At 73.6% G+C, this 25,960-nt stretch carries 26 protein-coding genes, 4 tRNA genes and 1 pseudogene; 8 read left to right on the top strand and 23 right to left on the bottom strand.

Going from position 1 to position 25,960, the window contains the following annotated elements; translation table 11 throughout:
* Positions 1 to 10 precede the first annotated feature (10 nt).
* The 19 genes from ruvA to BD833_RS17485 form a co-directional block, all read right to left on the bottom strand.
* On the bottom strand, positions 11 to 649 hold the full coding sequence (gene ruvA, locus BD833_RS17575; protein ID WP_166534441.1) for a Holliday junction branch migration protein RuvA: 639 nt from the start codon (positions 647 to 649) through the stop codon (positions 11 to 13).
* Complete coding sequence (gene ruvC, locus BD833_RS17570; protein ID WP_166534496.1) at positions 646 to 1,215, bottom strand: crossover junction endodeoxyribonuclease RuvC; 570 nt, start codon at positions 1,213 to 1,215, stop codon at positions 646 to 648. The genes ruvA and ruvC overlap by 4 nt, the downstream gene beginning before the upstream one ends.
* Before the next feature lie 90 nt (positions 1,216 to 1,305).
* The gene (locus BD833_RS17565; protein WP_166534440.1) at positions 1,306 to 2,064 is read right to left on the bottom strand and encodes a YebC/PmpR family DNA-binding transcriptional regulator; all 759 of its coding nucleotides are present in this window, start codon (positions 2,062 to 2,064) and stop codon (positions 1,306 to 1,308) included.
* Positions 2,065 to 2,140: 76 nt separating this feature from the next.
* Positions 2,141 to 2,809, bottom strand: a complete 669-nt coding sequence (gene pdxT, locus BD833_RS17560) for a pyridoxal 5'-phosphate synthase glutaminase subunit PdxT (RefSeq protein ID WP_166534439.1) — start codon at positions 2,807 to 2,809, stop codon at positions 2,141 to 2,143.
* A 27-nt stretch (positions 2,810 to 2,836) separates the two neighbouring features.
* Entirely contained in the window at positions 2,837 to 3,937 is a 1,101-nt protein-coding gene (locus BD833_RS17555) for a DUF418 domain-containing protein (RefSeq protein WP_208092745.1), read from the bottom strand.
* Entirely contained in the window at positions 3,934 to 4,842 is a 909-nt protein-coding gene (gene pdxS, locus BD833_RS17550) for a pyridoxal 5'-phosphate synthase lyase subunit PdxS (protein ID WP_166534438.1), read from the bottom strand. The genes BD833_RS17555 and pdxS overlap by 4 nt, the downstream gene beginning before the upstream one ends.
* Positions 4,843 to 4,882: 40 nt before the next feature.
* Positions 4,883 to 5,440 (bottom strand): LemA family protein, encoded by a 558-nt coding sequence (locus BD833_RS17545; RefSeq protein WP_166534437.1) that lies wholly within the window; start codon positions 5,438 to 5,440, stop codon positions 4,883 to 4,885.
* A 9-nt stretch (positions 5,441 to 5,449) separates the two neighbouring features.
* The gene (locus BD833_RS17540; protein ID WP_166534436.1) at positions 5,450 to 6,664 is read right to left on the bottom strand and encodes a glycosyltransferase family 4 protein; all 1,215 of its coding nucleotides are present in this window, start codon (positions 6,662 to 6,664) and stop codon (positions 5,450 to 5,452) included.
* Positions 6,664 to 7,608 (bottom strand): phosphatidylinositol mannoside acyltransferase, encoded by a 945-nt coding sequence (locus tag BD833_RS17535; protein WP_208092744.1) that lies wholly within the window; start codon positions 7,606 to 7,608, stop codon positions 6,664 to 6,666. Before BD833_RS17535 ends, BD833_RS17540 begins: the two co-directional genes overlap by 1 nt.
* The gene (pgsA, locus tag BD833_RS17530) at positions 7,605 to 8,222 is read right to left on the bottom strand and encodes a phosphatidylinositol phosphate synthase (protein ID WP_166534435.1); all 618 of its coding nucleotides are present in this window, start codon (positions 8,220 to 8,222) and stop codon (positions 7,605 to 7,607) included. The genes BD833_RS17535 and pgsA overlap by 4 nt, the downstream gene beginning before the upstream one ends.
* Positions 8,223 to 8,873 (bottom strand): HIT family protein, encoded by a 651-nt coding sequence (locus BD833_RS17525; RefSeq protein ID WP_208092743.1) that lies wholly within the window; start codon positions 8,871 to 8,873, stop codon positions 8,223 to 8,225.
* On the bottom strand, positions 8,870 to 10,909 hold the full coding sequence (thrS, locus tag BD833_RS17520; protein WP_166534434.1) for a threonine--tRNA ligase: 2,040 nt from the start codon (positions 10,907 to 10,909) through the stop codon (positions 8,870 to 8,872). Before thrS ends, BD833_RS17525 begins: the two co-directional genes overlap by 4 nt.
* Before the next feature lie 91 nt (positions 10,910 to 11,000).
* Entirely contained in the window at positions 11,001 to 12,137 is a 1,137-nt protein-coding gene (locus BD833_RS17515; protein WP_166534433.1) for a CapA family protein, read from the bottom strand.
* Positions 12,138 to 12,146: 9 nt separating this feature from the next.
* Complete coding sequence (locus BD833_RS17510) at positions 12,147 to 12,692, bottom strand: MOSC N-terminal beta barrel domain-containing protein (protein ID WP_166534432.1); 546 nt, start codon at positions 12,690 to 12,692, stop codon at positions 12,147 to 12,149.
* A 9-nt stretch (positions 12,693 to 12,701) separates the two neighbouring features.
* Complete coding sequence (locus tag BD833_RS17505) at positions 12,702 to 13,094, bottom strand: HNH endonuclease (RefSeq protein WP_166534431.1); 393 nt, start codon at positions 13,092 to 13,094, stop codon at positions 12,702 to 12,704.
* A 97-nt stretch (positions 13,095 to 13,191) separates the two neighbouring features.
* A tRNA-Val gene (locus tag BD833_RS17500) sits at positions 13,192 to 13,263 on the bottom strand.
* Positions 13,264 to 13,286: 23 nt separating this feature from the next.
* The gene (locus BD833_RS17495; RefSeq protein ID WP_166534430.1) at positions 13,287 to 13,745 is read right to left on the bottom strand and encodes a TIGR02611 family protein; all 459 of its coding nucleotides are present in this window, start codon (positions 13,743 to 13,745) and stop codon (positions 13,287 to 13,289) included.
* Between the two features lie 23 nt (positions 13,746 to 13,768).
* Positions 13,769 to 14,593 (bottom strand): anti-sigma factor, encoded by an 825-nt coding sequence (locus BD833_RS17490; protein WP_166534429.1) that lies wholly within the window; start codon positions 14,591 to 14,593, stop codon positions 13,769 to 13,771.
* Positions 14,590 to 15,240 (bottom strand): sigma-70 family RNA polymerase sigma factor, encoded by a 651-nt coding sequence (locus tag BD833_RS17485; RefSeq protein WP_243737758.1) that lies wholly within the window; start codon positions 15,238 to 15,240, stop codon positions 14,590 to 14,592. The genes BD833_RS17490 and BD833_RS17485 overlap by 4 nt, the downstream gene beginning before the upstream one ends.
* A gap of 125 nt (positions 15,241 to 15,365) precedes the next feature.
* Here BD833_RS17485 and BD833_RS17480 point away from each other — a divergent pair, with 125 nt between their 5' ends.
* From BD833_RS17480 to BD833_RS17465, 4 genes are all read left to right on the top strand, one after another.
* Complete coding sequence (locus BD833_RS17480) at positions 15,366 to 15,824, top strand: SsgA family sporulation/cell division regulator (protein ID WP_166534427.1); 459 nt, start codon at positions 15,366 to 15,368, stop codon at positions 15,822 to 15,824.
* Positions 15,825 to 15,917: 93 nt separating this feature from the next.
* Positions 15,918 to 15,989: transfer RNA gene (locus BD833_RS17475), tRNA-Gly, on the top strand.
* A 41-nt stretch (positions 15,990 to 16,030) separates the two neighbouring features.
* Positions 16,031 to 16,101 (top strand) — tRNA-Cys (locus BD833_RS17470).
* A gap of 54 nt (positions 16,102 to 16,155) precedes the next feature.
* Positions 16,156 to 16,227: transfer RNA gene (locus BD833_RS17465), tRNA-Val, on the top strand.
* A gap of 78 nt (positions 16,228 to 16,305) precedes the next feature.
* Here BD833_RS17465 and coaE read toward each other — a convergent pair.
* Positions 16,306 to 16,899, bottom strand: coding sequence for a dephospho-CoA kinase (gene coaE, locus BD833_RS17460; protein WP_166534426.1), 594 nt, complete (start codon positions 16,897 to 16,899; stop codon positions 16,306 to 16,308).
* Between the two features lie 220 nt (positions 16,900 to 17,119).
* Between coaE and BD833_RS17455 the strand changes: the two genes are divergently transcribed.
* Positions 17,120 to 17,305: a hypothetical protein gene (locus BD833_RS17455; RefSeq protein WP_166534425.1), complete on the top strand. Its 186-nt coding sequence runs from the start codon at positions 17,120 to 17,122 to the stop codon at positions 17,303 to 17,305.
* A 213-nt stretch (positions 17,306 to 17,518) separates the two neighbouring features.
* Here BD833_RS17455 and rpsA read toward each other — a convergent pair whose 3' ends face one another.
* On the bottom strand, positions 17,519 to 18,988 hold the full coding sequence (rpsA, locus tag BD833_RS17450) for a 30S ribosomal protein S1 (protein WP_166534424.1): 1,470 nt from the start codon (positions 18,986 to 18,988) through the stop codon (positions 17,519 to 17,521).
* A 218-nt stretch (positions 18,989 to 19,206) separates the two neighbouring features.
* Between rpsA and BD833_RS17445 the strand changes: the two genes are divergently transcribed.
* Positions 19,207 to 20,055, top strand: a complete 849-nt coding sequence (locus tag BD833_RS17445; protein ID WP_166534423.1) for a class I SAM-dependent methyltransferase — start codon at positions 19,207 to 19,209, stop codon at positions 20,053 to 20,055.
* Between the two features lie 119 nt (positions 20,056 to 20,174).
* On the opposite strand, the pseudogene BD833_RS23065 reads toward BD833_RS17445, so the two are convergent.
* A pseudogene (locus BD833_RS23065) lies at positions 20,175 to 21,137 on the bottom strand (AI-2E family transporter); the annotation flags it as partial.
* 107 nt (positions 21,138 to 21,244) lie between these two features.
* The gene (gene polA / locus BD833_RS17440) at positions 21,245 to 23,992 is read right to left on the bottom strand and encodes a DNA polymerase I (RefSeq protein ID WP_166534422.1); all 2,748 of its coding nucleotides are present in this window, start codon (positions 23,990 to 23,992) and stop codon (positions 21,245 to 21,247) included.
* Positions 23,993 to 24,057: 65 nt separating this feature from the next.
* On the opposite strand from polA, the gene BD833_RS17435 reads away from it, so the two are divergent.
* Positions 24,058 to 24,474, top strand: coding sequence for a PaaI family thioesterase (locus tag BD833_RS17435; RefSeq protein ID WP_166534421.1), 417 nt, complete (start codon positions 24,058 to 24,060; stop codon positions 24,472 to 24,474).
* Positions 24,475 to 24,716: 242 nt separating this feature from the next.
* The gene (locus BD833_RS17430; RefSeq protein WP_243737757.1) at positions 24,717 to 25,958 is read left to right on the top strand and encodes a branched-chain amino acid ABC transporter permease; all 1,242 of its coding nucleotides are present in this window, start codon (positions 24,717 to 24,719) and stop codon (positions 25,956 to 25,958) included.
* The last annotated feature ends 2 nt before the right edge of the window (positions 25,959 to 25,960 follow it).

The raw sequence follows: 25,960 nt of genomic DNA, 5'->3' as shown, positions 1-25,960 counted from the left end.
CCTCCCCCGCTCATGACCGCCCCAGCAGCTGGAGCGCCTGCCGCAGCAGCACGGCGACCTCCACCTTCCCGGTGGCGGCGAGCTGCTCGTCGGCGACGGGGGCGAGCTGGAGCACCGCCCCCTCGGCCTCCCTGCTGCTCCAGCCGAGGCCGACCAGGGCGGAGGTCAGCTGGTCCCGCCACGGGGCGACCGGGGTGACCGAGGGCAGCCCGGAGGGTGCGGGCGCGTCCAGCGACGTGTCCACGCTGGTGGAGCCGAGCCGGTCGCGCAGCTCGAGGATCAGCCGCTCCGCGCCCTTCTTGCCGATGCCGGGCACCTGCATGAGCGCCTTGACGTCGGCCAGCGAGACCGCGCGGCGGACCTCCCGCGGCGGGTGGATGGCCAGCACCGCCTGGGCCAGCCGCGGTCCGACCCCGTTCGCCGTCTGCAGCAGCTCGAACAGCTGGCGCTCGTCGTCGTCGGCGAAGCCGTAGAGCGTGAGGGAGTCCTCCCGGACGACGAGGCTGGTGGCCAGCCGGGCGGTCTCCCCCACCTGCAACCGGGCGATCGTGCCGGGGGTGCACTGCACCGCCAGGCCGACGCCGCCCACCTCCACCACGGCGCCGTCGGGGCTCACCGCGGCCACCCGCCCGTGGACGCTGGCGATCATCGGGCCGCCACCCCGGTCCAGCGCGGCAGGGTGGTGGCCCGGACCGGCGCCCCGATGCCGCCGGCGATCGCCGCCGAGCGCAGCCGCTGCTGCGCCGGGCCGCGCCAGGCGTGGCAGACGGCCAGGGCCAGCGCGTCGGCGGCATCGGCCGGCTTGGGGGCGGCGGCGAGCCCCAGGACCCGGGTGACCATGAGGGTGACCTGCTCCTTGTCCGCGCGGCCGTTGCCGGAGATGGCGGCCTTGACCTCGCTGGGGGTGTGCCAGGCGACCGGCCGGTCGGCCTGCGCCGCCGCGAGCGCCGCGACGCCGGCCGCCTGCGCGGTCCCGGTGGCGGTGCCCTTGTTGTTCTGGGTGAACACCCGCTCGATCGCCACGACGTCGGGCCGGTGCTCGCGCAGCAGCGCGGTGACCGCGGTGTGCAGCTCCAGGAGCCGCAGCTCGAGGTCCAGCTCCGGCATGGTGCGGACCACGCCCACGCCGACCGCCGTCGGCCGGGCGCCGGGGCGGCCGTCGACCACACCCCACCCGCACCGGGTGAGGCCCGGGTCGATGCCGAGCACCCGCATGGTCACGCTCCCGTCAGCCGAACTGGTGTTCGACCGAGGCTAACCGTGGCGGACGACGACGCACGGCGACACGCTGGACGGGAGTTCCGCTCAGGCGTCGGCGGTGACCTTCTCCATGACGTCGTCGGGCACGTCGTAGTTCGCGTAGACGTTCTGCACGTCGTCGAGGTCCTCGAGCGCGTCGATCAGCTTGAAGACCTTCCCGGCGCCGTCCTCGTCGAGCTCCACCTGGACGCTGGGCACGAAACCCATGTCGGCGGAGTCGTACTCGATCCCGGCCTCCTGCAGCGCGGTGCGGACGGCGACCATGTCACCGGGCTCGCTGACCACCTCGAAGGTGTCACCGAGATCGCGGACCTCCTCGGCGCCGGCGTCGAGCACCGCGAGGAGCACGTCGTCCTCGGTGTGTCCGGCGGCGGGCACGACCACCACGCCCTTGCGGGAGAAGAGGTAGGACACCGAGCCCGGGTCGGCCATGGTGCCGCCGTTGCGGGTCATCGCGGTGCGCACCTCCATCGCCGACCGGTTCTTGTTGTCGGTCAGGCACTCGATGAGGACGGCGACGCCACCGGCGGCGTAACCCTCGTAGGTGATGCCCTGGTAGTCGACGCCGCCGGCCTCGAGGCCGGCCCCGCGCTTGACCGCGCGGTCGATGTTGTCGTTGGGGACCGAGCTCTTCTTCGCCTTCTGGATGGCGTCGAACAGCGTCGGGTTCCCGGCCGGGTCGCCGCCTCCGGTGCGGGCCGCCACCTCGATGTTCTTGATCAGCTTGGCGAACAGCTTGCCGCGCTTGGCATCGATGCCGGCCTTCTTGTGCTTGGTCGTCGCCCACTTGGAGTGGCCACTCATGAGTCCTCCTCGCTGACGCTCGTCGTCCGCATGAGCGGCCGCGGCGCTGTGTCCATTGGTGAACTCGCACGCTCGTTCACGGCGACTGTCCCCTCTCGTCCCCAGCGGCCCCGGAATGAGCGCAGCCGGCCCTCTCGGCCAGGTGACGGCGCACGATGTCGACGAACAGCTCGTGCACCCGGCGGTCCCCGGTCAGTTCCGGGTGGAAGCTGGTGGCCACCACGTTCCCCTGGCGGACCGCGACGATCCTACCGTCGGCCGCCCCGCCGACGACCCGGCCGAGCACCTCGACCCCGGCGCCGGCCTCCTCCACCCAGGGCGCCCGGATGAAGACGGCGCGCAGCGGCCCGCCGTCGAGGCCGAGGCCGACCTCCGACTCGAAGGAGTCCACCTGCCGGCCGAAGGCGTTGCGGCGCACCGTCACGTCGAGCCCGCCGACGGTCTCCTGGTCCGGCGGCGCATCGAGGATCCGGTCGGCGAGCAGGATCATCCCGGCGCAGGAGCCGTAGGCGGGCAGCCCCCCGCGCACCGCGGCCCGCAGCGGCTCGAGCAGGGCGAACCGGGCGGCGAGCTTCACGATCGTCGTGGACTCGCCGCCGGGCAGGACGAGGCCGTCGACCGCCGCCAGCTCCTCGGGGCGGCGGACGGCGACCGGCTCGGCGCCCTGCTCGCGCAGCGCGGCCAGGTGCTCGCGGACGTCGCCCTGCAGCGCGAGGACCCCGACGACGGGGCGGGCGGTGGACACGTCCGCCCACGCTACGGCGGCCGGGGTTCAGCCCGGCAGGTGGACGGCGGCCGCGCGGGTCGAGCTCCAGGTCAGCAGCCGCTCGAGCGGCCCCCGGCCGAACACCGCCCGCCAGCCCGTGGCACCGGCCATCGCGCAGACGGCGAACACCACCCAGGCCCCGGCTCCCTCCACGGCGGCCGGGTCGAGGCTCATCAGCACCCGGATCACGACGATGTGCGCGGTGTAGACCGTCAGCGCCAGCGCACCCACGGCGGCCAGCGGGGCGAGGACGACCGGCACCCGGTCGGCCAGCACCAGGCACGCGGCGATGACGAGCACCGCGACGCCGGTGGAGCCGACGATCTCGAAGGTCGTGCCGCTGTGCGCCTCCGCGCCGCTGAACCAGATGGCGTCCCACTCCCCCACCGGGGCGGCGAAGCCCTCCTCCGGGCCGCGGGACGGCGCGCCGCCGGCGAGGGCCTCGGTGCTGAGCCGGCCACCTCCGTAGCCGAGGACGACGGCAGCTGCCCCGGCCCCGGCCAGCCGCGCCCGGACGCCGGCCGCGCCCAGGTCGAGCCGGCCGACGGCCAGCCCGACCAGCACGAAGGCCAGCCACAGCATGGCCGGGTAGGTGCCGGTCACCAGCAGTTCCGCGACGTAGTGCCCGTCGGCGTCCAGGGCCGACAGGACCTGGCCGGTGAGCGCGTCCAGCGGCGGCCCGGCCACGGCGATGACCCCTGCGGTCACCAGCAGCCGCCGCGGCGACCAGCGGAGGAAGGGCAGCGCCAGCACGAACAGCACCGCGTAGACACCGAGGATGATCGCGACGAAGGTGTGCAGCCACTCCAGCACCGCACCGATCGCGAACACCCAGGCCGCCCGGACGGTGATCCGCAGCCGGGCGCGGACCAGGTCGACGCCGTCCGCGGGCCGGGACCGCCCGGACAGCAGCGCGATCGAGACGCCGGCCAGGGTGGCGAAGAGGATCGACGAGCGGCCGTCGACGACCGCCGCCCAGCTCGACGGGTCGGCGGTCAGCTCCTCCCCCACGCGCAGGTGGGCCCCGAACATGCCGAGCACGGCCAGCCCGCGGGCGAGGTCCAGGCCGGCGATGCGGTCGGGCCCTGCCCCCGGGTCGTACGTCACCAGCCCCGGGTGGCGTACCGCTCGCTCTCCGGCAGGGTGGCGACGTTGATGCCGACCATGGGCTCGCCCAGCCCGCGGGAGACCTTGGCGATGACGTCGGGGTCGTCGTGGAAGGTGGTCGCCTGCACGATGGCGGCGGCGCGCTGCGCCGGGTCGCCGGACTTGAAGATGCCCGAGCCGACGAAGACCCCCTCGGCGCCGAGCTGCATCATCATCGCCGCGTCCGCCGGGGTGGCGATGCCACCGGCGGTGAAGAGGACGACGGGCAGCTTCCCCAGCCGGGCGACCTCGGCCACCAGGTCGTACGGCGCGCGCAGCTCCTTGGCGGCGACGAACAGCTCGGTCTCGTCCAGCGTGCCCAGCGCCTTGATGCCGGCCCGGATCGACCGCATGTGCCGGGTTGCCTCGACCACGTTGCCGGTGCCCGCCTCGCCCTTGGACCGGATCATCGCCGCGCCCTCGGAGATCCGCCGCAGGGCCTCGCCCAGGTCGGTCGCGCCGCAGACGAACGGCACCGTGAACGCGCTCTTGGCGATGTGGTGCGCCTCGTCGGCGGGGGTGAGGACCTCGGACTCGTCGATGTAGTCGACGCCGAGGCTCTGCAGCACCTGGGCCTCGACGAAGTGGCCGATGCGCGCCTTCGCCATCACCGGGATGGAGACGGCCCCGATGATCGACTCGATCATGTCCGGGTCGCTCATGCGGGCGATGCCGCCCTGCGCGCGGATGTCGGCGGGCACCCGCTCCAGCGCCATGACCGCCACCGCCCCGGCGTCCTCGGCGATCTTCGCCTGCTCGGCGGTGACGACGTCCATGATGACGCCGCCCTTGAGCTGCTCGGCCATGCCGCGCTTCACGCGGTCGGTCCCGATGCCGGTGCCGGTCGGGTCGAGGTGCTCTGCCACTGTGTCCGCCTCCGGGGAACGAAATCCGTTGCGCGCGACCTTACGGGCGTCCGGCGCCCGGCCGGCCCACCGGGTCGGCGCTCCGTGGAGCCGGGGTGCAGCGGTCGTCGATGTCGAAGTACCGCGGCAGGGGCTGGGACCGGTGCAGCCCCGTCCAGCGCGGGAACCGTCCGCCGCGGAGCTGCCGGGTGTCGCGCACGGCGTCGTTGTAGAAGCGCCGGGCGAGGGCCAGCCGGGTCTGCGTGCCGGTGAGGTCGGTGCGCAGCGAGGCCGGGACGGCGGGCAGCTCCGCCGGGAGCTCCCGCAGCACGTGGCCGAGCGCGTTCTCCGCGAGCTCCCGGTCACCGCCCGCCGACGCCCGTGCCTCGGCCGCGGCCGCCGCCAGCGCGCCGGCGGCGGCGTCACCCAGGGCGGCGGGGTGGAACCGGGCCAGCTCCTCGGCCAGCCCGGCGCGGCGGCGGAGCTGGGCGTCCAGGGCCACCCAGGCGCGGTCGACGCGGGCGGCCAGGCGGCGCAGCCGGGTGTGCGTCCAGCCGGCCCACAGGAGCAGCACGGTCAGGACACCGGCGGCGACCAGCACCACGAACTCGGACGTCACGGGCCGAGGCTAGCGGGGCGGCCGCCGGATCCGGGGACGTCCGGCCGCGGTTCCTGTCGGCGGAACGGCCGGGAAGTCGTCCACCGGCCCGGCCGTCACCACGCCGCCGTCCGGCGGCAGCACGGTCTCGTACACCGCCAGGATCCGCCGGGTGAGCACCTGCCAGTCGTAGCGGCCGGCCACCGCGGCTCCCCGGTCGGCGAGCTCGGCACGGCGGGCCGGATCGGCGAGCAGGTCGCACAGCGCGCTGCCGAGCGCGGCGGCGTCGCCACGGGGCACCAGCACGCCGGCCGCGCCGTCGTCGAGGACGCGGGAGAAGGCGTCGAGGTCGCTGGCGACGATCGGCGCCCGGGCGGCCATCGCCTCGATGAGGATCACCCCGAACGACTCCCCGAGGAGGTTGGGCGCGACGTAGACGTCGACCGAGCGGAGCATCGCCGCCTTGTCCGCCTCGGAGATCTCGCCGAGCAGCGCGACGTGCGGCCGCAGCTCCTCCCCCACGAGCCGGTCGAGCTCCGCGGCGTCGCCCCGTCCGGCGACGAGCAGCCGGGCGTCCGGGTGCTCCTGGACGACGGTGCGCAGCGCCCGGAGGAGCACCGGCAGGCCCTTGCGCGGCTCGTCGTAGCGGCCCAGGAAGCCCAGCGTGGGTGGGCCGCCGGTGCCGCGCCCGTACCCGGGCAGGGTGGGGCCCTCGGCGAAGAAGGGCACGTGCACGCCGTTGGGCAGGATGACCGCGTCACCACCGAGGTGCTCGACCTGCACCCTGCGGGCGAAGTCGGAGACGGCGATCCGCCCGCTGATCTTCTCCAGCCACGGCTGGACCAGGGGGGCGACCGCCGCCAGCCACTTGGAGCGGGTGGTCGCCGCGTGGAACGTCGCGACGATCGGCCCGGTGGCGATCATGCAGACCAGCAGCGACACCGACGGCGTCGCCGGCTCGTGCACGTGGACGACGTCGAACCGGCCCTCCCGCAGCCAGCGGCGGACCCGGGCCGCCGACACGGGGCCGAACTGCAGGCTGGCCATCGAGCCGTTGTAGGGCACCGGGACCGTCCGGCCGGCGAAGGTGATGAACGGGTCGGTCAGCGACTCCTCGCGCTCGGCGGGGGTGAGGATCTCGACGTGGTGGCCCATGCCGCGCAGGGTCTGGGCGAGGTCGCGCACGTGGTACTGGACGCCGCCGGGGACGTCCCACCGGTACGGGCAGACCAGGCCGATGCGCATCAGGCGGTCGCCCCCGCGCGTCCCCGCGGCGGGTCGGCGGGCACGTCGGGCCAGATGCGGCCGAGCATGTGCCAGTCCTCCGGCCGCTCGGCGATGCCCGCGGTGAACGCGTCGGCGACTCCCTGCATGGCCGTGGCCACCCGCTCGGCGAGCCGGCCGGGACCGTCAACGGGGACCTCCGGGTGCACGACGTGCTCCCAGCCGTCGTCGGTGAACCGGCCGACGACCGGGTGCAGCGCGGCCCCGGTGCGGGCCGCCAGCAGCGCGGGCCCGCCCGGCATGGTCGCCGGGCGGCCGAAGAAGGTCACCGGCACGCCACCGGGCCCGAGGTTCCGGTCGACCAGCAGGCAGGCCGACCCGCCTCCGGCGACCCACTCCCGCAGCACGTCCGAGCTCGGCCGGTCCCCGCCGGTGAGCGGGACGACCCGCATCCCCAGCTCCTCCCGGTACGCCACGAACCGGCGGTACAGCGACTCCGGCCGGAGCCGTTCGGCGACGGTCATGAAGGGGCCGCCGAGCCAGTCGACGAGCCAGACGCCGGCGGCGTCCCAGTTGCCGCTGTGCGGCAGCGCCAGCACGACGCCGCGGCCGTCGGCGCGGGCCTTCTCCAGGTGCTCCGCGCCGGGAACCGTGGTGCGGGAGAGGATCCGCTCCGGGCCGATGGCCGGGAGCCGGAACGCCTCCTGCCAGTAGCGCGCGTAGGACCGCATCGCCCGGGAGGTCAGCTCGTCCAGTTCGGCCTCGGTGAGGCGGCCGCCGGTGACGACCCGGAGGTTGGCCCGCAGCCGCCGGACGCCGGCCCCGTCACGCCGGGCGGCCCAGCCGCCGGCCAGGTCGGCCAGGCCACGGGCGGCCGGCTCCGGGAGCATGCGCACCGCCCGCCACCCGGCGGCGTAGCCCGCGTCGGCCAGCCGCTCGAGCAGCTGGTCGCGGCGGGGGCTCACGGTTCGATCCGCGCGCCGGCGGCCGCCCGCTTCACCGCGAGCACGCGCTGCCCCACCGTGACCGCGCTGCCGACGAGCAGGACCCACAGCGCGACGTGCACCGCGTAGGGGATCTCCAGGCCGGTGAAGCCGGTGCCGACGAGCACCAGGATCAGCCGCTCGGTCCGCTCCACGATGCCGACGTCGCAGGCCAGCCCCATGCCCTCGGCGCGCGCCTTGATGTAGGACGTCAGCACGCCGAGCACCAGGCACAGGAGCGCGAGCAGCACCAGCATCCGGTTGTCGCCCTCGCCGGAGTACCACCAGACCAGCGCGCCGAAGATCGCGGCGTCCGCCGCCCGGTCACCGGTGGAGTCCAGCACCGCCCCGAAGACCGAACCGCCGCCGCGCAGCCGCGCCAGGGCGCCGTCGAGCATGTCCAGCAGCACGAACACCGTCACGGTGAACGCGCCCCAGAACAGGTGCCCCGTGGCGATCAGCCCGGCGGCGCCGGCGATGGCCCCGACGGTGCCGGTGATGGTCACCATGTCCGGGGTGACGCCGACCCTGGCCAGCCGGACGGCCAGGGGGTTGACCACCTTGGCGACCGCGGGGCGGGCGTTGACGCCGAGCACTCAGGCCTCCGCGGGCAGGGTCCGGGGCGCGGGCCCCGCCGGGGGGTCGTCCTGCGCCCAGGCGGTGGCCAGCAGCGCCCGGGTCTCCTTCAGGACCTGGGGCAGCACCCGGGTCAGGCCCACCACCGGCATGAAATTGGTGTCCCCGCCCCAGCGCGGTACGGCGTGCTGGTGCAGGTGGTCGGCGATCCCGGCCCCGGCGACCGAGCCCTGGTTCATCCCGATGTTGAAGCCGTGCGCCCCGCTGACCGCGCGCACCACCCGCATCGCCGTCTGGGTGAACGCACCCAGCTCGGCGACCTCGGCGTCGGTGAGGTCGGTGTAGTCGGGCACGTGCCGGTACGGGACGAGCATCAGGTGCCCGGCGTTGTACGGGTACAGGTTCAGCACCGCGAAGACCGCCCCCCCGCGGGCCACGACCAGGCCGTCCTCGTCGTCCATCGCCGGGATCAGGCAGAACGGGCAGTCGTGGTCGCCGGTGGGCTTGTTCTCCCCGCGGATGTAGGCCATCCGGTACGGCGTCCAGAGGTGCTCGAACACCGCGGCCGGGCCGCCGTCGTCCGACGAGACCGCGACCCGGTAGGCCCCGGCGTCCCCGGTGCCGCTGCCGACCCCGCCCGTCCCGACGCCGCCCATCCCGACGCCGCTCATCCCGACGCCGCGGTGTTCTCGGCCGTCGGGTCGGCGTTGCTGCGCGCGGCGACCCAGGCGGCGATCTCCGCCACGGCGGTGTCGACGGGGATGCCGTTGCGCTGGCTGCCGTCGCGGTAGCGGAAGGACACCGCACCGGCCTCGGCGTCGGTGGCCCCGGCGATCAGCACGAACGGCACCTTCTGCTTGCTGGCGGTGCGGATCTTCTTCTGCATGCGGTCGTCGGAGTCGTCGAGCTCGAAGCGCAGGCCACGCTGCCGCAGCCGGAGGCCGATGTCGTGCAGGTAGGGCACCTGCTCGTCGGTGACCGGGATGCCGACGGCCTGGACCGGCGCCAGCCACGCCGGGAAGGCGCCGGCGTAGTGCTCGGTGAGGACGCCGAAGAAGCGCTCGATCGAGCCGAACTTCGCCGAGTGGATCATCACCGGCTGCTGCCGGCCGCCGTCGGCGGAGGTGTACTCCAGGCCGAAACGGGCCGGCTGGTTGAAGTCGTACTGGATGGTCGACATCTGCCAGGTGCGGCCGATCGCGTCCCGCGCCTGCACGGAGATCTTCGGCCCGTAGAACGCCGCGCCGCCGGGATCGGGGACGAGCTCGAGGCCGGTCTCCTTCGCCGCCTCCTCGAGCACCGCCGTGGCGACCGCCCACTCCTCGTCGGAGCCGATGAACTTCCCCTGCTTCGCCGGGTCGTCGCCCCGGGTCGACAGCTCCAGGTAGTAGTCGTCCAGGCCGAAGTCGCGCAGCAGCCCGAGCACGAAGGCCAGCAGGTGCCGGATCTCGCCGGGCGCCTGCTCGGGGGTGACGTAGCTGTGCGAGTCGTCCTGGGTGAGCCCGCGGACGCGGGTCAGGCCGTGCACGACGCCGGACTTCTCGTAGCGGTAGACCGTGCCGAACTCGAAGAACCGCAGCGGCAGCTCGCGGTAGGACCGCCCGCGCGACCGGAAGATCAGGTTGTGCATCGGGCAGTTCATGGCCTTGAGGTAGTACTCGGCGTTCTCCAGTTCCATCGGCGGGAACATGGTGTCGGCGTAGTACGGCAGGTGGCCGGAGGTCTCGAACAGCCCACCCTTGCTGATGTGCGGGGTGCCGACGTAGTCGAACCCCTCCTCGATGTGGCGGGCCCGGACGTAGTCCTCCATCTCCCGCTTGACCACGCCGCCCTTGGGGTGGAACACCACCAGGCCGGAGCCGATCTCGTCGGGGAAGCTGAACAGGTCGAGCTCGGCGCCGAGCCGGCGGTGGTCGCGGCGCTCGGCCTCGGCCAGGTGCTCGAGGTAGGCCTTGTGCGCGTCCTTGCTCTCCCAGGCGGTGCCGTAGACGCGCTGCAGCTGCGGGTTCTTCTCGCTGCCGCGCCAGTAGGCGGCGGCGCTGCGGGTGAGGGAGAAGGCCGGGATGCCGCTCGTGCGCGGCAGGTGCGGGCCGCGGCACAGGTCGGTCCAGACCCGCTCGCCGCTGCGCGGGTCGAGGTTGTCGTACATGGTCAGCTGCGCGCCGCCGACCTCGACGTCGGCGCCCTCCGCGGCCTCCCCCGCACCGCCCTTGAGCCCGATGAGCTCGAGCTTGTACGGCTCGTGCACCAGCTCGGCCTGCGCGTCGGCGTTGCTGATCTCGCGGCGGGAGAAGTGCTGCCCGGCGCGGACGATCTCGGTCATCTTCTTCTCGAGCGCCTGCAGGTCCTCGGGGGTGAAGGGCCGCTCGGGGTCGAAGTCGTAGTAGAAGCCGTTCTCCACCGGCGGGCCGATGCCCAGCCGGGTGCCCGGGAACAGCTCCTGCACCGCCTGGGCCAGCACGTGGGCGGTCGAGTGCCGGATGACCGCGCGGCCGTCGGCGCTGGAGGCGGCGACCGCGTCGACCTCGGCGTCGGCGTCCGGCGTCCAGGCGAGGTCCCGGAGCTCGCCGGTGGCGAGATCCCGGACGACGACGGCGGCGTCGGCGCCCTTCAGCGGGACGCCGGCCTCCTTGAGGGCCTGCTGCGCCGTCGTCCCGGCCGGCACCCGGATCGGGCCGACTGCGGTTGGCGAGGGCGGGGTCGACACGGGGTGCTCCAAGAGATCGGCGGAGAGATCGGCGGACGGACGGGCCAGGACCCGAGCCTAGTGCGCGCCCCCGCCGGGGCCCGCACGCCTTTCACCCCCCGGCGATCACCAGCCCGTCGGCCACCGCGCCCCGGCTGTCGAGGACGTCGGCGATGCGGGCGGAGCTGACCGGGTCGGCGGGCACGACCTGCACACCGGCGCCGACCTCGATGCGCAGCGGCACCGCCTCCGCCGTCGTCACGGTGAACCGGCCGTCGGGCCCCCGGGTGAAGGTGAACCGGGCCGCCACCGAGTCCTCGGTCGGATAGCCCCGCGTGGCGTGCTCGGCCAGGTGGTTGCCCAGGCCGTAGGCGACCCACTCGCCGTCGATCCGCTCGAAGGGCTGCACCACGTGCGCGTGGTGGCCGAGCACCAGGTCGACGTCCGGTGAGGCCAGCAGCGTGCGCACCGCGACCTCCTGCTGGGGCGTCGGGTCGTGCCGGTACTCCAGGCAGCAGTGCAGGCTGGCCACGACGATCTCCGCCCCGGCCGCGCGGGCACGGGCGGCCGCCGCCAGCACCGGCGCGACGTCCGGCACGTCGACGACGTCGACCGACCACTCCCGGCCCGCGGGCAGCGGGACGCCGTTGAGGCTGAACGTGGCCGCGACGTGCCCGATCCGGATCCCCGCCGCCTCCACGACGACCGGCTCGAGCCGCTCGTCGGGAGTCCGGTAGGTGCCGGTGTGCGCGATCCCGGCGGCGTCGAGCCGGTCCAGGGTGCGCACCAGCCCCTCGGTGCCGTCGTCGAGGGAGTGGTTGGACGCCGTGGAGCACAGGTCGTACCCCGCGTCGGCGAGCGCGTCGACGACCGCGGGCTGGACGGCGAAGCTGGGATACCCGCGGTACGGGCCGCCCTCCGGCGCGACCGGGGTCTCCAGGTGGCAGATCGCCAGGTCGGCGGCGCCGATCACGCCGGCCACGGGGGCCAGCACCCCGGTGAAGTCGTAGGAGCCGTCGGGCCGCTGGGCGCCGGCGGTGAGCGCCCGCCCCTGGTGGACGAGGACGTCGCCGGTGGCCAGCAGGGTCACCGTCTCGGGGGTGGGCGGCGGGACCGGCGACGCGGCCGGTGAGGAGGTCGGTGACGACTCGGCGCCCTCGCCGGGTGGCGCCGGCTCCGAGGACGAGCCGCAGCCCGCGACCAGAACCACCGCCAGGGCGGCGAGGGCTCCGGAACGGCGGTGCGTCACGGCCGCAGGCTAGAGGACGACGGGGTCCCCGACGGTGATCTCGCCGGGGCGGCGCACCTCGGCGTACACGCCCAGGCAGTGCTTGGGGGTGCGGGTGATGTGCAGCTCGGCCGCGCCGATCCGGACCGTGCGGCCGACCCAGGTGCGCTCGTCGTCGTCGGGGAGGTCGAGCAGCACGTTCGCCCGCGGATCGTCGGCCGAGCAGCCCTCCGGGACGTCGCCCGCGACCGCCCGGTCGATCGCCTGCCGGGAGACCAGGTGGACGGCGGCGACGTCGGCTCCGGAGCCGCCCGCGGCGGGCTCGACGCGGACCGGCCGGCCGAGCGCCGCGCCGATGCGGCGCGCGTCGTCGTCCGGGGAGCCGGTGGCCGTCAGGCCGGCCAGGGCGGGCGCGCGCTTGCCCCGCAGCACCTCCCCGCTCCCCGCGTCGACCACGGTGTAGGCCCGGTCGCCCGCCGGCCCCGCCGCAGCCAGGTGCACCCGGTCGCGCGCCGTCCCCCCGAGCGACTTCACGGGGTAGATCCAGATCGCGTTCACGCGGCCGGTCGTCGTCACGGCCCGACCCTAGGCGGCGGCATCCAGGCGGCGGAGCCGGCGCAGCTGCGCGTCCAGGTAGGGGCGGGCGCGCCGCTGGCCGCCGAGGCGGACGATCGCCTCGTCCAGCGCGATCAGCGCACGGGCGAGCCGGTGGACGTCGGCCGGCCAGCCGCGCCGCCGGCACTCCTCCAGCCACTCGACCGGTGCCCGGTGCCCGCGCTCGCCGTTGCACCGCCCGCAGGCGGCGACCTCGTTCTGCAGCCACGACGGCCCGCCCTTGACCCGCGGCACGACGTGCTCGGTCGTCGGCCGCACGAGCGGGGAGAAGGCCCGGCCGCACCACACGCAGGTCGGCCCGTCCCGGTCGAGGACCATCTGGAGCCGGGCCGCTCGATCGGGCTGGGCGCTCACCCGTGCCATGGTCCCGCGATCCGCCGCGCCGCGCCGCCGGCCCGATCCCGGGTTCCGGGACGACGAAGGCCCGGTCCGCTGCCGCGGGCCGGGCCTGTCGTGCCGGTGGGCGATACTGGGTTCGAACCAGTGACCTCTTCGGTGTGAACGAAGCGCTCTACCACTGAGCCAATCGCCCGGCACGTCGATTGTGCCAGACGCTCACCGCCAGAGCGGAACCCACCCCGGGACCCAGTCGGGCACGCCGGTCATGTGCAGCGTGAGCACCAAGATCCCGTACACGAACACCGCCGTGAGGGCGCCGAGCACCAGCCGCACCCACATCGGCTGGGCGCTCACCCAGTCGGTCCAGCGCGACACGTGGCGCCTGGTGAACTCCAGCAGCCGCTCGGCCCAGGTGAACTCGGTGGCCAGCACGAACAGGCCGGCGATGACCGTGAACCACCCGGGTCCGGGCAGCGGGATGGTCACCAGGCCGAGGGCCACGATCAGCCCACCGACGACGCCGACGCCGATGCGGTAGCTGTGGTTCAGGCTCCGCCGGGCGGACAGCCGCTGTCGCCACGCCGCCGCGGCGACCCGCTCGCGCAGGCTGTACACCTCGTCGGTGTCGTACCGCTCGCGCCGCTCGTCGGCGGTCTCCGGCTGCGGATGTCCCATCGCTGCCGTCGTCCTCGTTCCGCTCAGCTGGTCACCTGCCCGGTCGCGACGACCTCCGTCGGAGCCGACGGAGCCTGCCGACCGGGCTCGATGCTGATGCCGTACTCGGGGAACGCGTCGACCCCGGTCTCCCCGGAGCCTACGGAATGGATCTCGATCTGTGACCGTGCGACGTCGAACTCGCCGAGCGCCACGGGGTCGCCCTCGCCGAGTCCCCACACCACGTACGTCGTCGACCTCGAGTCGTTGGGTTCCAGCCCGTCGGTGATCACCTGCAGCGCGTCCTCGCGGACGACCACGCTGGCCACCTCCTGGTCCTCGGCGGTCAGCGGCGTGATGCGGGCCGGGCCGGGCCGGGTCAGCTCGGCGACGACCTCCTCCTGCGCCGCGACGGTCGCCTGCAGGTCGCCGCGGGTCTGGTCGAGGACCGCCACCCACACCCCGAGCCCGACCACCGCCGCGGTCGCGGCGGCGACCAGCACCCGGGGCAGCACCCGGCTCCGAGCCGGGGCGCCACCGGGCACCGGCGGCAGGCCTGCCTCCGCCGCGGTGCTCCTGGTCGCCCCGGCGTGCGGCTCGGCGGTTCCGGCGCCGGGGGGCAGCTGCTCGGTCTCCTCGACGGCAGCGCGCAGCCGGGCCCGCAACCCGGGCGAGGGCTCGGCCGCCGGCAGGTCCCGGGCCATCGCCGCCATCACCTCGTTGGTCTCGGCGACCGTGCGCCGGCACCGCTCGCAGCCGGACAGGTGGCGGGTGAAGGCGGCTTCGTCGTCCGGCTCCAGGGCGTGCATCGCCCAGCCGACCGCCAGCTCGTCGTAGGCGTGCTCGTCGTACGGCTGCCGGGGAGTCATGGCGCCGTCCCGTCGAACGGGGCGCCGTCGTCGAGCGCACCGCCCGCCGCCTCGCCGGGCATCCCGCCCAGCTGGGACCGCAGCCGGCGCATCCCCGCCAGCATCCGCGTCTTCACCGTGCCGAGCGGCGCCCCGGTCAGGGCGGCCACCTCCCGTTGCGTGTAGCCGCCGTAGTACGCCAGCGTGAGCGCCTCCTTCTGCGATTCCGGGAGCTCGCCCAGCGCCGACCGCACCTGCTCGGCGACGACCCGCGACCAGGCGTCGTCGGCCACGTCCCGGACCGCGACCGGCGCATCCAGGACCGCCTCGTCCTCCGCCCGCGCCTGGCGCCGGCGCTGGGACTCCTCGCGGCGCACGGCGTCGACCGCCTTGTGGTGGACGACGGCGAGCAGCCACGAGGCGAAGCTGCCGCGCGCCCCGTCGTAGGCGTGCGGATCCCGCCAGACGCCGAGGAAGACCTCCTGCAGGACGTCCTCGGCGAGACCGTCATCGGCCAGGATCCGCCGGGCCAGCGCGAAGGCCGGGCGGCGGAAGCGTTCGTACAGGTCGTCGACCGCGCTCCGGTCGCCGGCGCGGATGCGGCGGAGGATCTCGACGTCGCCGACGCCGTCCTCCACCCCCGGCACCGGTCGGCTCACGGCTCCCATGATCACACGGGGTCTTCGTTCGGACCCGCTCGTCCGGTTCGATGTGGCTCCTGTGGGGGATGATGAGGGTGTGACCCGATCTGACAGATCTCGTGACTTCTCGACGCTTCGATCGTTGACCTGACATGACGAGCCGATGGACCCCCGGCCACATCTCCCCCATCACTCTTCAGCTGGTCGGCCCGCAGTCCTGGACCGAGGTCCCGGCGCTGCTCTGCTACGACCCCACCGACCCCTTCGCGGTGCGGATCGCCTTCGGCGAGGGCGAGCCGGATGGCGGCGACGGCGACGACGGCATCGCCTGGCTGGTGAGCCGTGAGCTGCTGCAGGCCGGCCTGGAGCACCCGACCGGCGACGGCGACGTCCGCGTCTGGCCGGCCCACGCGACCGCCGACGTGCTGTTCCTGCACCTGCGCGCCCCCTCGGGCGAGGCGCTGTTCGAGCTCTCCCGAGGAACCGTCGCGGCCTTCCTCCGCCACACGGAGGTGCTCGTGCCCCCGGGGTCGGAGAGCTCGCTCCTCGAGCTCGACCAGGAGCTCGACGCCCTGCTGTCCAACGGCGGGCCGGACTCGCCGGGGCGCTGACCTGGGGGGACGCGCCTGCGGACAGGGTCCGGGGACACCGGGGGGACCCCCCTTCAGGCCCCGTTCACCGGTCCGCTACAGTTGTTCTCGTACGCGGATGTGGCTCAGTGGTAGAGCATCACCTTGCCAAGGTGAGGGTCGCGGGTTCGAATCCCGTCATCCGCTCGGAACCTCGGGCACCGGTCGAGAGACTGGTGCCCGCGTGCGGTGGAGTGGCCGAGAGGCGAGGCAACGGCCTGCAAAGCCGTCTACACGGGTTCAAATCCCGTCTCCACCTCGTCTCCTCTGCGGAGCACGAGCGCGGAGGTGGGTCCAGCCGCAAGGCCGGAACGGGCGATTGGCGCAGCGGTAGCGCGCTTCCCTGACACGGAAGAGGTCACTGGTTCGATCCCAGTATCGCCCACAGAACGACGAGCCCCAGGTCACCGACCTGGGGCTCCCGTCGTCTCCGGGTTCTCGTCGTCTCCGGGCCCTGGCCGGCTCAGCGGGACGGTGCGATCCGCTCGGCCCAGACCTGCGCCACCTGTTCGGCCAGGCGCTCGGGCTCCCCGTCGTTGTGGAGCACCACGTCCGCGACGGCCCGCCGCTGCTCGTCGCTGGCCTGCGCTGCGATCCGCGCTCGCGCGTCGTCCTCGGGCAGACCGCGCCCGATCAGCCTGGCCACCCGGATCTCGGGATCGGTCTCGACGACCAGGACGAGGTCGTAGGAGCTCGCCTGACCGGTCTCCACCAGCAGGGGCACGTCGTTGACCACGACGGCGTCCGGCGGGGCGGCGGCGACGATCTCGGCGGAGCGACGGCGGACGAGCGGGTGCACCAGGGCGTCGAGCCGCCGGCGGGCGCCCTCGTCGGCGAAGACGATGCGGGCGAGGGCGGCGCGGTCCAGCGCGCCGTCCCCGGCCAGCACCCCGGGCCCGAACTCGGCCGCCACCGCGGCGAGGCCGGGGGCACCCGGCTCGAGCACCTCACGGGCGATCCGGTCGGCGTCCACGACCAGCGCCCCCCGCTCGGCCAGCAGCCGCGCAACGGTGCTCTTCCCCGAGCCGATCCCGCCGGTCAGTCCGATCCTCAGCACGCACGGACAGTAGCGACCGCCCGCCTGGAGATCACGGAGAGGTAACACGAGGGCGGAGCTCCCGGCGCGTCGCACCAGTCACACGAGTCCCATCGTTAACGTCTGCCCCGGCGAACTTCCCCGCCGAGAGAGGCAGATCGAGAACATGTCCCGTCACACGCCCGCTGCATCCCCGTCCTCCCGCGCCGCCGGACGGCACCGGCTCGGCGCTGCCTCGGGCGTGCGCTGCGCCGACATCCCCGCCGTCCGCGACCGGATGGCGTTCCAGCGGCCCGCCGTCGCCCACCGCAGCTCGCTGCTGCGCTGGATGTTCCAGACGCCGACCACCGGACGCCACACCTGGAGCTTCCTCGCGGGCTCCGGCGGCCGCCCCCGCACCGCGTTCGCCATCATCCTCAGCCTCTGAGCCGTCGCCGTCCGCGGACGGCGACCTCGATCGGCCCGCCGGAGCGCCTCGCGCCCGGCACCTGGCTGCCCACACGCATTCCGAAGGGCCCGTGGACGTCGTCCACGGGCCCTTCGTCGTGCCCGGGCACCCGTTCCCCGGGAACGGCGGAGGCCCAGGACCGGATCGGTCCTGGGCCTCCGTCGTGCAGAGCTGGCGGGTCAGACCCTCAGGTCACTCGCCGCCGGCCAGCTTGGCACGGAGCGCCGCGAGCGCCTCGTCGCTGGCCAGGGTGCCGCCGGTGCTGGCCGGGGCGTCCGGACCAGCAGCGTCGTCACTGGAGTAGCTGCCGCCGGCAGCCGCCTCGGCGTCGGCCTCCTTGGCCGCGGCGATCTGCTTGCGGTGCGCCTCGAAGCGGGCCTGCGCCTCGGCGTACTGCTTCTCCCACGTCTCGCGGGCCTCATCGTAGCCCTCGAGCCACTCACCGGTCTCGGAGTCGAAGCCCTCCGGGTAGATGTAGTTGCCCTGCTCGTCGTAGGACGCGGCCATGCCGTAGGCGGCCGGGTCGAACTGGTCCTCGTCGCCGACGACGCCCTCGTTGGCCTGCTTGAGCGACAGCGAGATGCGGCGGCGGTCCAGGTCGATGTCGATGACCTTGACCAGGATCTCGTCGCCGACCTGCACGACCTGCTCCGGGATCTCCACGTGGCGCTCGGCCAGCTCGGAGATGTGCACCAGGCCCTCGATACCCTCGTCGACGCGCACGAACGCACCGAAGGGAACCAGCTTGGTGACCTTGCCGGGGACGACCTGCCCGATCTGGTGCGTGCGGGCGAACTGACGCCACGGGTCCTCCTGCGTCGCCTTCAGCGACAGGGAGACCCGCTCGCGGTCCAGGTCGACGTCGAGGACCTCGACGGTGACCTCCTGGCCGACCTCGACGACCTCAGACGGGTGGTCGATGTGCTTCCAGGACAGCTCGGAGACGTGCACGAGGCCGTCCACGCCACCCAGGTCGACGAACGCACCGAAGTTGACGATCGAAGAGACGACACCCGAGCGCACCTGGCCCTTGGCGAGCTTGTTGAGGAACTCGCTGCGGACCTCGGACTGGGTCTGCTCCAGCCACTGGCGACGGGAGAGGACGACGTTGTTGCGGTTCTTGTCGAGCTCGATGATCTTCGCCTCGAGCTCGCGGCCCACGTAGGGCTGCAGGTCGCGGACGCGACGCATCTCGACCAGCGACGCCGGGAGGAACCCGCGCAGGCCGATGTCCAGGATGAGACCACCCTTGACGACCTCGATGACGGTGCCGGTGACGACCTCGTCGGCTTCCTTCTTGGCCTCGATCGTGCCCCAGGCGCGCTCGTACTGCGCGCGCTTCTTGGAGAGGATCAGCCGCCCTTCCTTGTCCTCCTTCTGGAGAACCAGGGCTTCCACCTCGTCGCCGACCTTGACGACCTCGTTGGGGTCGACGTCGTGCTTGATGGACAGCTCGCGCGAGGGGATGACGCCCTCGGTCTTGTAGCCGATGTCCAGCAGCACCTCGTCCCGGTCCACCTTGACGATGACGCCCTCGACGATGTCGCCATCGTTGAAGTACTTGATCGTCTGGTCGATCGCCGCGAGGAAGTCCTCGGCGGTGCCGATGTCGTTGATGGCGACCTGGGGGGTGCTGGAAGGACGGACCTGAGTGGAGGTCATGTGGTTGGTTGCTCCGGACGGTTTATGCGTAGGGACAGGACACCCACGGCCGGACGACCGCGGGGAGGAACAGCGGTGAGAACCGGCGAGGCCCGCCCCCTGCGCGGGGATGAGCACGTCAGACCTCTGGCGCCCCTCCATGGTACGGACGTCGGGACGCCCGGGTCCACCTGGGTGGATCCGCTCTCCGGGCGGCGGCGTGTCACGATCGGCGTGTCATGACCCACCCCTCCGCCTCCGCCCCGCTGCCGCTCGACAGCGACGGCTACCCGGCCGCCGGCGGCGTCGCCCGGCGGCCCGCCGGGGACGCGGAGTCCGCCCGCGCCAACCGCCGCTGGTGGGACGCCGCCGCCCCCGCCTACCTGGCCGAGCACGGCCGCGACCTGGGCGATGTGGACTTCCTGTGGTGCCCCGAGGGGCTGCGGGAGGCCGACGCCCACCTCCTGGGCGAGGTGGCCGGGCGGCGGGTGCTGGAGATCGGCTGCGGATCGGCCCCGTGCGCGCGCTGGCTGCGCTCGGCCGGGGCCGACGTCGTCGCCCTCGACCTCTCCGCGGGCATGCTCGCGCGGGCGGCGGAGCTCAACCGGAGCACCGGCCTCGCCGTGCCCCTGCTGCAGGCCGGCGCCGGCGCGCTGCCCCTCGCCGACGCGAGCGTCGACCTCGCCTGCTCGGCGTTCGGCGGGCTGCCCTTCGTCGCCGACGTCGAGGGCGCGCTGCGCGAGGTGGCGCGGGTGCTCCGGCCGGGCGGGCGGTTCGTGGCGTCGGTGAACCACCCGATGCGCTGGCCGTTCCCCGACTCCCCCGACCCCGACGACCTGCGGATCGTCTCCTCCTACTTCGACCGGACGCCGTACGTCGAGACCGACTCCGCCGGCGCCACGGTGTACGTCGAGCACCACCGGACGGTCGGCGACTGGGTGCGGGCCGTCGTCGGGGCGGGTCTCGTGCTCACCGACCTGGTCGAGCCGGAGTGGACGCCGGGGCGCACCGAGAACTGGGGGCAGTGGTCCCCCGAGCGCGGCGCCCTCGTCCCCGGGACGCTCGTCCTGGTGTGCACCCGACCCTGAAGCTCAGGTAGAGGCTCAGCCCCCCGCGATGGGTCGGGAGCCGTGCCGCACCCACAGCTCGTGCCCGGCGGCCGAGAGCGCCGCGGTGAGGGGCACGAACAGCAGCGCCCGGCGATCCCCCACAGGACGCCGCCGACGGTGACCGCGATGAGCACCGTCGCGGCGTTCAGCGGCAGCCGATTGCGCATGACGTAGGGCTCCACGAAGGAGTTGCCGAGCTGCTGCACGACGACCACCAGGCCGAGGACGAGGGCGGCGGTGACGAACCCGCCGGACGCGTAGCCGACCACCACCGCGACCAGGCCGGCGACGAACGCCCCGATCGTGGGGATGTAGGACGCCAGGAACTGCAGCGCCGCGAGGGTCAGCGCGAGCGGGACGCCGAGCAGGAGCAGGCCGACGCCGATGCCCACGGCGTCGAACACCGCGACGATCGTCAGGCCGCGGACGTAGCCGCCGGCGGTGGTCCAGGCCGCCCGCCCGGCAGCATCGACGTCCTCGCGCAGCCGGCCGCCGAACTTCTCCAGCAGCCACCGCCAGATTCCCGGCCCGCCGTGCAGGAAGAGGTAGGCGAGCGCCACGACGAGAAAGGCGGCGATCACGACCTCGAGCACCGTGCGCGCCGGGCCGAGCAGGTCACCGGCGCTGGTCCCCCCGCCGGAGCCGCCGCCACCGCCTCCGGACGAGCCCAAGGCCGGCAGCTCGACGCCGAAGCGCTGGGACAAATCGTCGGAGACCTGCTGGAACTGCTCCCGCAAGCGCGGCAGCTGGCCGGCGATACGCGCGCCGAGGGCCAGGAGCGCGCCGCCGAGGACGCCGACCAGGAGCAGCACCGCCCCGCCGGCCGCCAGCCAGCGCGGCGCTCCACGACCGTGCGACCACTCGACGAGCGGTGCCAGGACGCCGGCGACGAGCAGCGCGATCAGGACAGCCACCAGCGGCAGCGTCACCTTGACCGCGAGGCCGGCCAGCAGCCAGACGAGGACCGCGAGGACGAGCAGCCGGCCACCGACGGCCGAGGACCGCGCCAGCCAGTCAGGGACAGCGGGACGGTTCGGACCGGACGGCGGTGGGGTGCTCATGGACCCGTGTGTGGACGCCCGAGCGGCGGCTGACACATCCGCCGGGCCCATCGGGCCGGATCGACAACACGCTGTAACGCAGGGCCACCCGGGCCGGGGCGCCTCCGTCAGTGGGCGGCTTCGTCCCAGGTCCGCCCGAAGCCGACCGAGACCTCCAGCGGCACCGACAGCTGCGCAGCCCCGGCCATCTCCCGGCGGACCAGCGCCTCCAGCACCTCCCGCTCCCCCGGCGCGACCTCGAGCACGAGCTCGTCGTGCACCTGCAGCAGCATCCGGGAGCGCAGCCCTTCGGCGGTGATCGCCTTCTCCACGCCGAGCATGGCCACCTTGATGACGTCGGCGGCCGAGCCCTGGATGGGCGCGTTGAGCGCCATCCGCTCGGCCATCTGCCGGCGCTGGCCGTTGTCGCTGGTCAGGTCGGGCAGGTACCGCCGCCGGCCCAGCGTGGTCTCGGTGTAGCCCGTCTGTCGGGCGTCGTCCACCACGCCGTCGAGGTAGTCGCGGATGCCGCCGAAGCGCTCGAAGTAGGCGTGCATCTGCTCGCGCGCCTCCTCGACGGAGATGCGCAGCTGCCCGGACAGCCCGTAGGCGGAGAGCCCGTAGGCCAGGCCGTAGCTCATCGCCTTGATGCGGCGGCGCATCTCCGGGTCGACCTCGGAGATCGGGATGTCGAAGGCCCGGGAGGCGACGAAGGAGTGCAGGTCCTCCCCGGACATGAACGCCTCGATGAGGCCCTCGTCGCCGGAGAGGTGGGCCATGATCCGCATCTCGATCTGGCTGTAGTCGGCCGTCATCAGCGACTCGTAGCCCTGCCCGACCACGAACGCCTGCCGGATCCGGCGGCCCTCCGCGGTGCGGATCGGGATGTTCTGCAGGTTGGGATCGGTCGAGGAGAGCCGGCCGGTCGCGGCGATCGTCTGCTGGAACGTCGTGTGGATGCGCCCCGCGTCGTCGACCATCGGGATGAGCCCGTCGATGACCGTGCGCAGCCGGGTTACGTCGCGGTGCCGCAGCAGGTGCTCGAGGAACGGGTGCCCCGTCGAGGCGAGCAGCGAGGTGAGCGCGTCGGCGTCGGTGGTGTACCCGGTCTTGTTCTTCTTCGTCTTGGGCAGGCCCAGCTCGTCGAACAGCACCGCCTGGAGCTGCTTGGGCGAGCCGAGGTTCACCTCGCGGCCGATCACCGCGTAGCACTCGGCCGCCGCCGCGGCGACGCCGTCGGCGAACTCGCGCTGCAGCTCGCGCAGGAAGTCCACGTCGGCGGCGATGCCCCGGTACTCCATGGCCGCGAGCACCCGGGTGAGCGGCAGCTCGATCTCGCCCAGCAGGTGGTCGCCCCCGCGCTGGCCGAGCACCGTCTGCAGCGCGTCGGAGAGGTCGTTCACGGCGACGGCCTTGAGGACGTCGGCGTGCGCCGCCTCCCGGGCGACGTCGTCCTCGCTCGGACCGAGGCCGTCCAGGGTCAGCTGACCCTCGGGCTCCGCGGTGTCCTTGAGCTCGCGCCGCAGGTAGCGGACGGCGAGGTCGCCGAGGTCGAACGACCGCTGCCCCGGCATCGCCAGGTACGCGGCGAGCGCGGTGTCGCTGACGATCCCCTGCAGCTCCCAGCCGCGCGCCCAGATGGCCAGCAGCGGGCCCTTGACCTCGTGCACCACCTTCCCGGCCGCCGGGTCGGCGAGCCAGGCGGCCAGCGCCTGCTCGTCGGCGACGTCGAGCTCCGGGCCCACGTCGACGAAGGTGGCGTGGCCGTCGCCGGCCGCCAGCCCGATGCCGGTCAGCTCGCCGGCGCCGCGACCCCACGCGCCACGGAAGATGACGCCGGTCCGCCCGGTGCGGGCGTGGGTGTCCAGCCACTCCCCCAGCTCCCCGCGGGTGAGCTCGTCGAGGTCGACCTCGAAGCCGCCCTCCACCTCGGGCTCGGCGCTGGTGAGGGTGGCGAACAGCCGCTCCCGCAGCACCCGGAACTGCAGGTTGTCGAAGAGGGTGTGCACCTCGTTGCGGTCCCAGGCCTGGACGGCGAGGTCCTGCGGGCCCAGCTCGAGGCTCACCGACCGGTCGAGCTCGGTGAGCCGCCGGTTCTGCAGCACCGAGGAGAGGTGCTCGCGCAACTTCTCCCCCACCTTGCCCTTGACCGTGTCCACCTGGTCGACCAGCGCGTCCAGGGAGCCGTACTCGCGCACCCACTTGGCGGCGGTCTTCTCCCCCACGCTCGGGATGCTCGGCAGGTTGTCGCTCGGGTCGCCCCGCAGCGCCGCGAAGTCCGGGTACTGCGCCGGGGTGAGGTTGTACTTCGCCTCGACCTCCTCCGGCGTGAACCGGGTCATGTCCGAGACGCCCTTGCGCGGGTACAGCACGGTGACGTGCTCGTTGACCAGCTGGAGCGCGTCACGGTCGCCGGTGGCGATCAGGACGTCCATCCCCTGCTCGACCGCCTGCACGGTGAGCGTGGCGATGACGTCGTCGGCCTCGTAGCCCTCGGCGGTGATGACCGGCACCCGGAGGGCGCCGAGCACCTCCTGGACCAGGCTGACCTGCCCGCGGAAGTCGGTGGGGCTCTCCGACCGGTTGGCCTTGTACTCGGCGTAGATCTCGCTGCGGAAGGTCTTCCGCCCGACGTCGAACGCCACCGCGAGATGGGTGGGCTGCTCGTCGCGCAGGATGTTGATCAGCATCGAGGTGAAGCCGTAGACCGCGTTGGTCGGCTGCCCCGTGGTCGTGGAGAAGTTCTCCACCGGCAGGGCGAAGAAGGCGCGGTAGGCCAGGGAGTGCCCGTCGAGCAGCAGCAGCCGCGGGCGCGGACCCGTGCTGGTGGGGTCGGCGGACGGCGGGGCGCTGGGGGTACTCACCGGAGCGGACATCACCGCCGATCCTAGGGCTGCTCCCCGACAGGACGACCGCGCGACGGCTGGCTACCGTGCCAGCCGTGAGCACCCCTCCCCCCGCCTGGCTGCCCGACGGCCTGACCAGCCCGCTCGACGACAAGGTCGGCGTGCAGATCACCGACTGGAATCCCGACCGGATGGTCGCGACCATGCCGGTGGCCGGCAACGAGCAGCCCTTCGGCCTGCTCCACGGCGGGGCCACCTGCACCCTGGCCGAGACGATCGGCTCCATGGCCGCGGCCGTGGGCGCCGGGCCGGAGCGGCAGGTCGTCGGCATCGAGCTGAACGTCAGCTACCTGCGGGCCGCGACGTCGGGCCAGGTGACGGCCGTCTGCACGCCGGTGCGCCGGGGCCGGACCCTGTCGACGTTCCTCATCCAGATCAGCGACGAGCAGGGCAACCAGACCGCCACCGCGCGGCTCACCTGCATGTCGCTCAACGCGTCGAGGAAGGCCTGAGCCGGCGACCGCTCGGCTCCTCGGCGTGTCGCAGAAAGGTCACGTCTGGGTGCACGGGGACAGCTGGCCCGGAGAACTGCGTTAGGTTCCCTCCTCAACGAATCCGCCGAGGAGGTCGAGTGACGCACCCGACGGACCGTGTCCGCCGGCACGGTCGACGAAGCAGGCCCGCACGCGCGGGGGCTCGGACGCCGGCCGGTGGGCCACCGCCCAGAGGGCTGACCGCGCTGCGGCTGCTCCTGGTGGTCCTCTTCACCGCGGGCCTCGCCGCGCTGGCCCCGGGCGCCGCACACGCGGCCGAGGACGCCGCCGAGCAGGTCTCCGGCACGCTCCGCACCAGTGTCAGCGGCCCCATCTCGGGTGTCGAGGTCGTCGTCACCACCCCGGACGGGGACGAGGTGGGCACCGACGAGACCGACGACAACGGGCGGTTCGCCGTCGAGCTGCCCGGTCCCGGCCAGTACACGGTGACCGTTCCCGAGGACTCGCTGCCCGAGGGCGTCGAGTTCAACTCGGGCAACAGCCGGACCGTGACCGTGGACCCCGGCCGCAACCAGGGCGTCATCATCGGCCTGGACGACGGCAGCCGGAACTCCGGTGGCGGCAACGTCCGGTGGGTCCAGCTGCTCGTCGACGGCTTCCGCTTCGGGCTGCTGATCGCCATGGCCGCCGTCGGGCTCTCGCTGATCTTCGGCACGACCGGCCTGACCAACTTCGCCCACGGCGAGCTGGTGACCATCGGGGCGATCGTCGCGTACTTCATCAACGTCGACGGCGGCGTCCCGCTGATCCCCGCCGCGTTGCTGGCGATGGTGATCGGCGCCGGCATCGGTGCGCTGAACGAGCGGCTGCTGTGGCGCCCGCTGCGGCGGCGCGGCACCGGGCTGGTCGCGGCGCTGGTCATCTCGATCGGCCTGTCGCTGCTGCTGCGCTACGGCTACCAGATCATCTTCGGTGGCAGCTCCGAGGCCTACGCCGACTACCGGGGCCAGCGGGCGGTCGACTACGGCCCGTTCACGCTGACCGACAAGGACCTGTACTCGATCTTCGTCGCGCTGGTCGTGCTCCTGCTGGTGGCGCTGATGCTGCAGCGGACGAAGATCGGCAAGGCCATGCGCGCGGTCGCGGACAACCGCGACCTGGCAGCGTCCTCGGGCATCGACGTCAACCGGGTGATCCTCGTCGTCTGGATGATGGGTGGCGCGCTGGCCGCCCTGGGCGGGGTCCTCCTCGGCCTGTCCGACGAGGTGCAGTGGGACATGGGCTTCCGCCTGCTGCTGCTGATGTTCGCCGGGGTCACCCTGGGCGGGCTGGGCACCGCGTACGGCGCGCTGGTGGGGAGCATCGTCGTGGGCGTCTTCGTGCAGATGTCCACGCTCGTCGTCCCCAACGACATCAAGTACGTCGGCGGGCTGCTACTGCTGATCGTCATCCTCATGGTGCGGCCGCAGGGCATCCTCGGCAGTCGGGTTCGGGTGGGCTGAGC

This window comes from Blastococcus xanthinilyticus, assembly GCF_008124835.1.
Lineage (GTDB): Bacteria > Actinomycetota > Actinomycetes > Mycobacteriales > Geodermatophilaceae > Blastococcus > Blastococcus xanthinilyticus.
The sequence above is the reverse complement of the archived record's forward strand: the minus strand, read 5'-3'. Positions and strand labels throughout refer to the sequence as shown.

What these genes read in the sequence shown, in the direction of transcription:
- rpsA (WP_166534424.1), bottom strand. Translation starts at nt 18,988, where the DNA reads ATGACCTCCACTCAGGTCCGTCCTTCCAGCACCCCCCAGGTCGCCATC.
- BD833_RS17565 (WP_166534440.1), bottom strand. Translation starts at nt 2,064, where the DNA reads ATGAGTGGCCACTCCAAGTGGGCGACGACCAAGCACAAGAAGGCCGGC.
- BD833_RS17540 (WP_166534436.1), bottom strand. Translation starts at nt 6,664, where the DNA reads ATGCGCATCGGCCTGGTCTGCCCGTACCGGTGGGACGTCCCCGGCGGC.
- ruvA (WP_166534441.1), bottom strand. Translation starts at nt 649, where the DNA reads ATGATCGCCAGCGTCCACGGGCGGGTGGCCGCGGTGAGCCCCGACGGC.
- polA (WP_166534422.1), bottom strand. Translation starts at nt 23,992, where the DNA reads ATGTCCGCTCCGGTGAGTACCCCCAGCGCCCCGCCGTCCGCCGACCCC.
- BD833_RS17525 (WP_208092743.1), bottom strand. Translation starts at nt 8,873, where the DNA reads ATGAGCGGCGTCGGGATGGGCGGCGTCGGGACGGGCGGGGTCGGCAGC.
- BD833_RS17485 (WP_243737758.1), bottom strand. Translation starts at nt 15,240, where the DNA reads ATGGGAGCCGTGAGCCGACCGGTGCCGGGGGTGGAGGACGGCGTCGGC.
- BD833_RS17495 (WP_166534430.1), bottom strand. Translation starts at nt 13,745, where the DNA reads ATGGGACATCCGCAGCCGGAGACCGCCGACGAGCGGCGCGAGCGGTAC.
- BD833_RS17480 (WP_166534427.1), top strand. Translation starts at nt 15,366, where the DNA reads ATGACGAGCCGATGGACCCCCGGCCACATCTCCCCCATCACTCTTCAG.
- BD833_RS17490 (WP_166534429.1), bottom strand. Translation starts at nt 14,593, where the DNA reads ATGACTCCCCGGCAGCCGTACGACGAGCACGCCTACGACGAGCTGGCG.
- BD833_RS17445 (WP_166534423.1), top strand. Translation starts at nt 19,207, where the DNA reads ATGACCCACCCCTCCGCCTCCGCCCCGCTGCCGCTCGACAGCGACGGC.
- BD833_RS17505 (WP_166534431.1), bottom strand. Translation starts at nt 13,094, where the DNA reads ATGGCACGGGTGAGCGCCCAGCCCGATCGAGCGGCCCGGCTCCAGATG.
- ruvC (WP_166534496.1), bottom strand. Translation starts at nt 1,215, where the DNA reads ATGCGGGTGCTCGGCATCGACCCGGGCCTCACCCGGTGCGGGTGGGGT.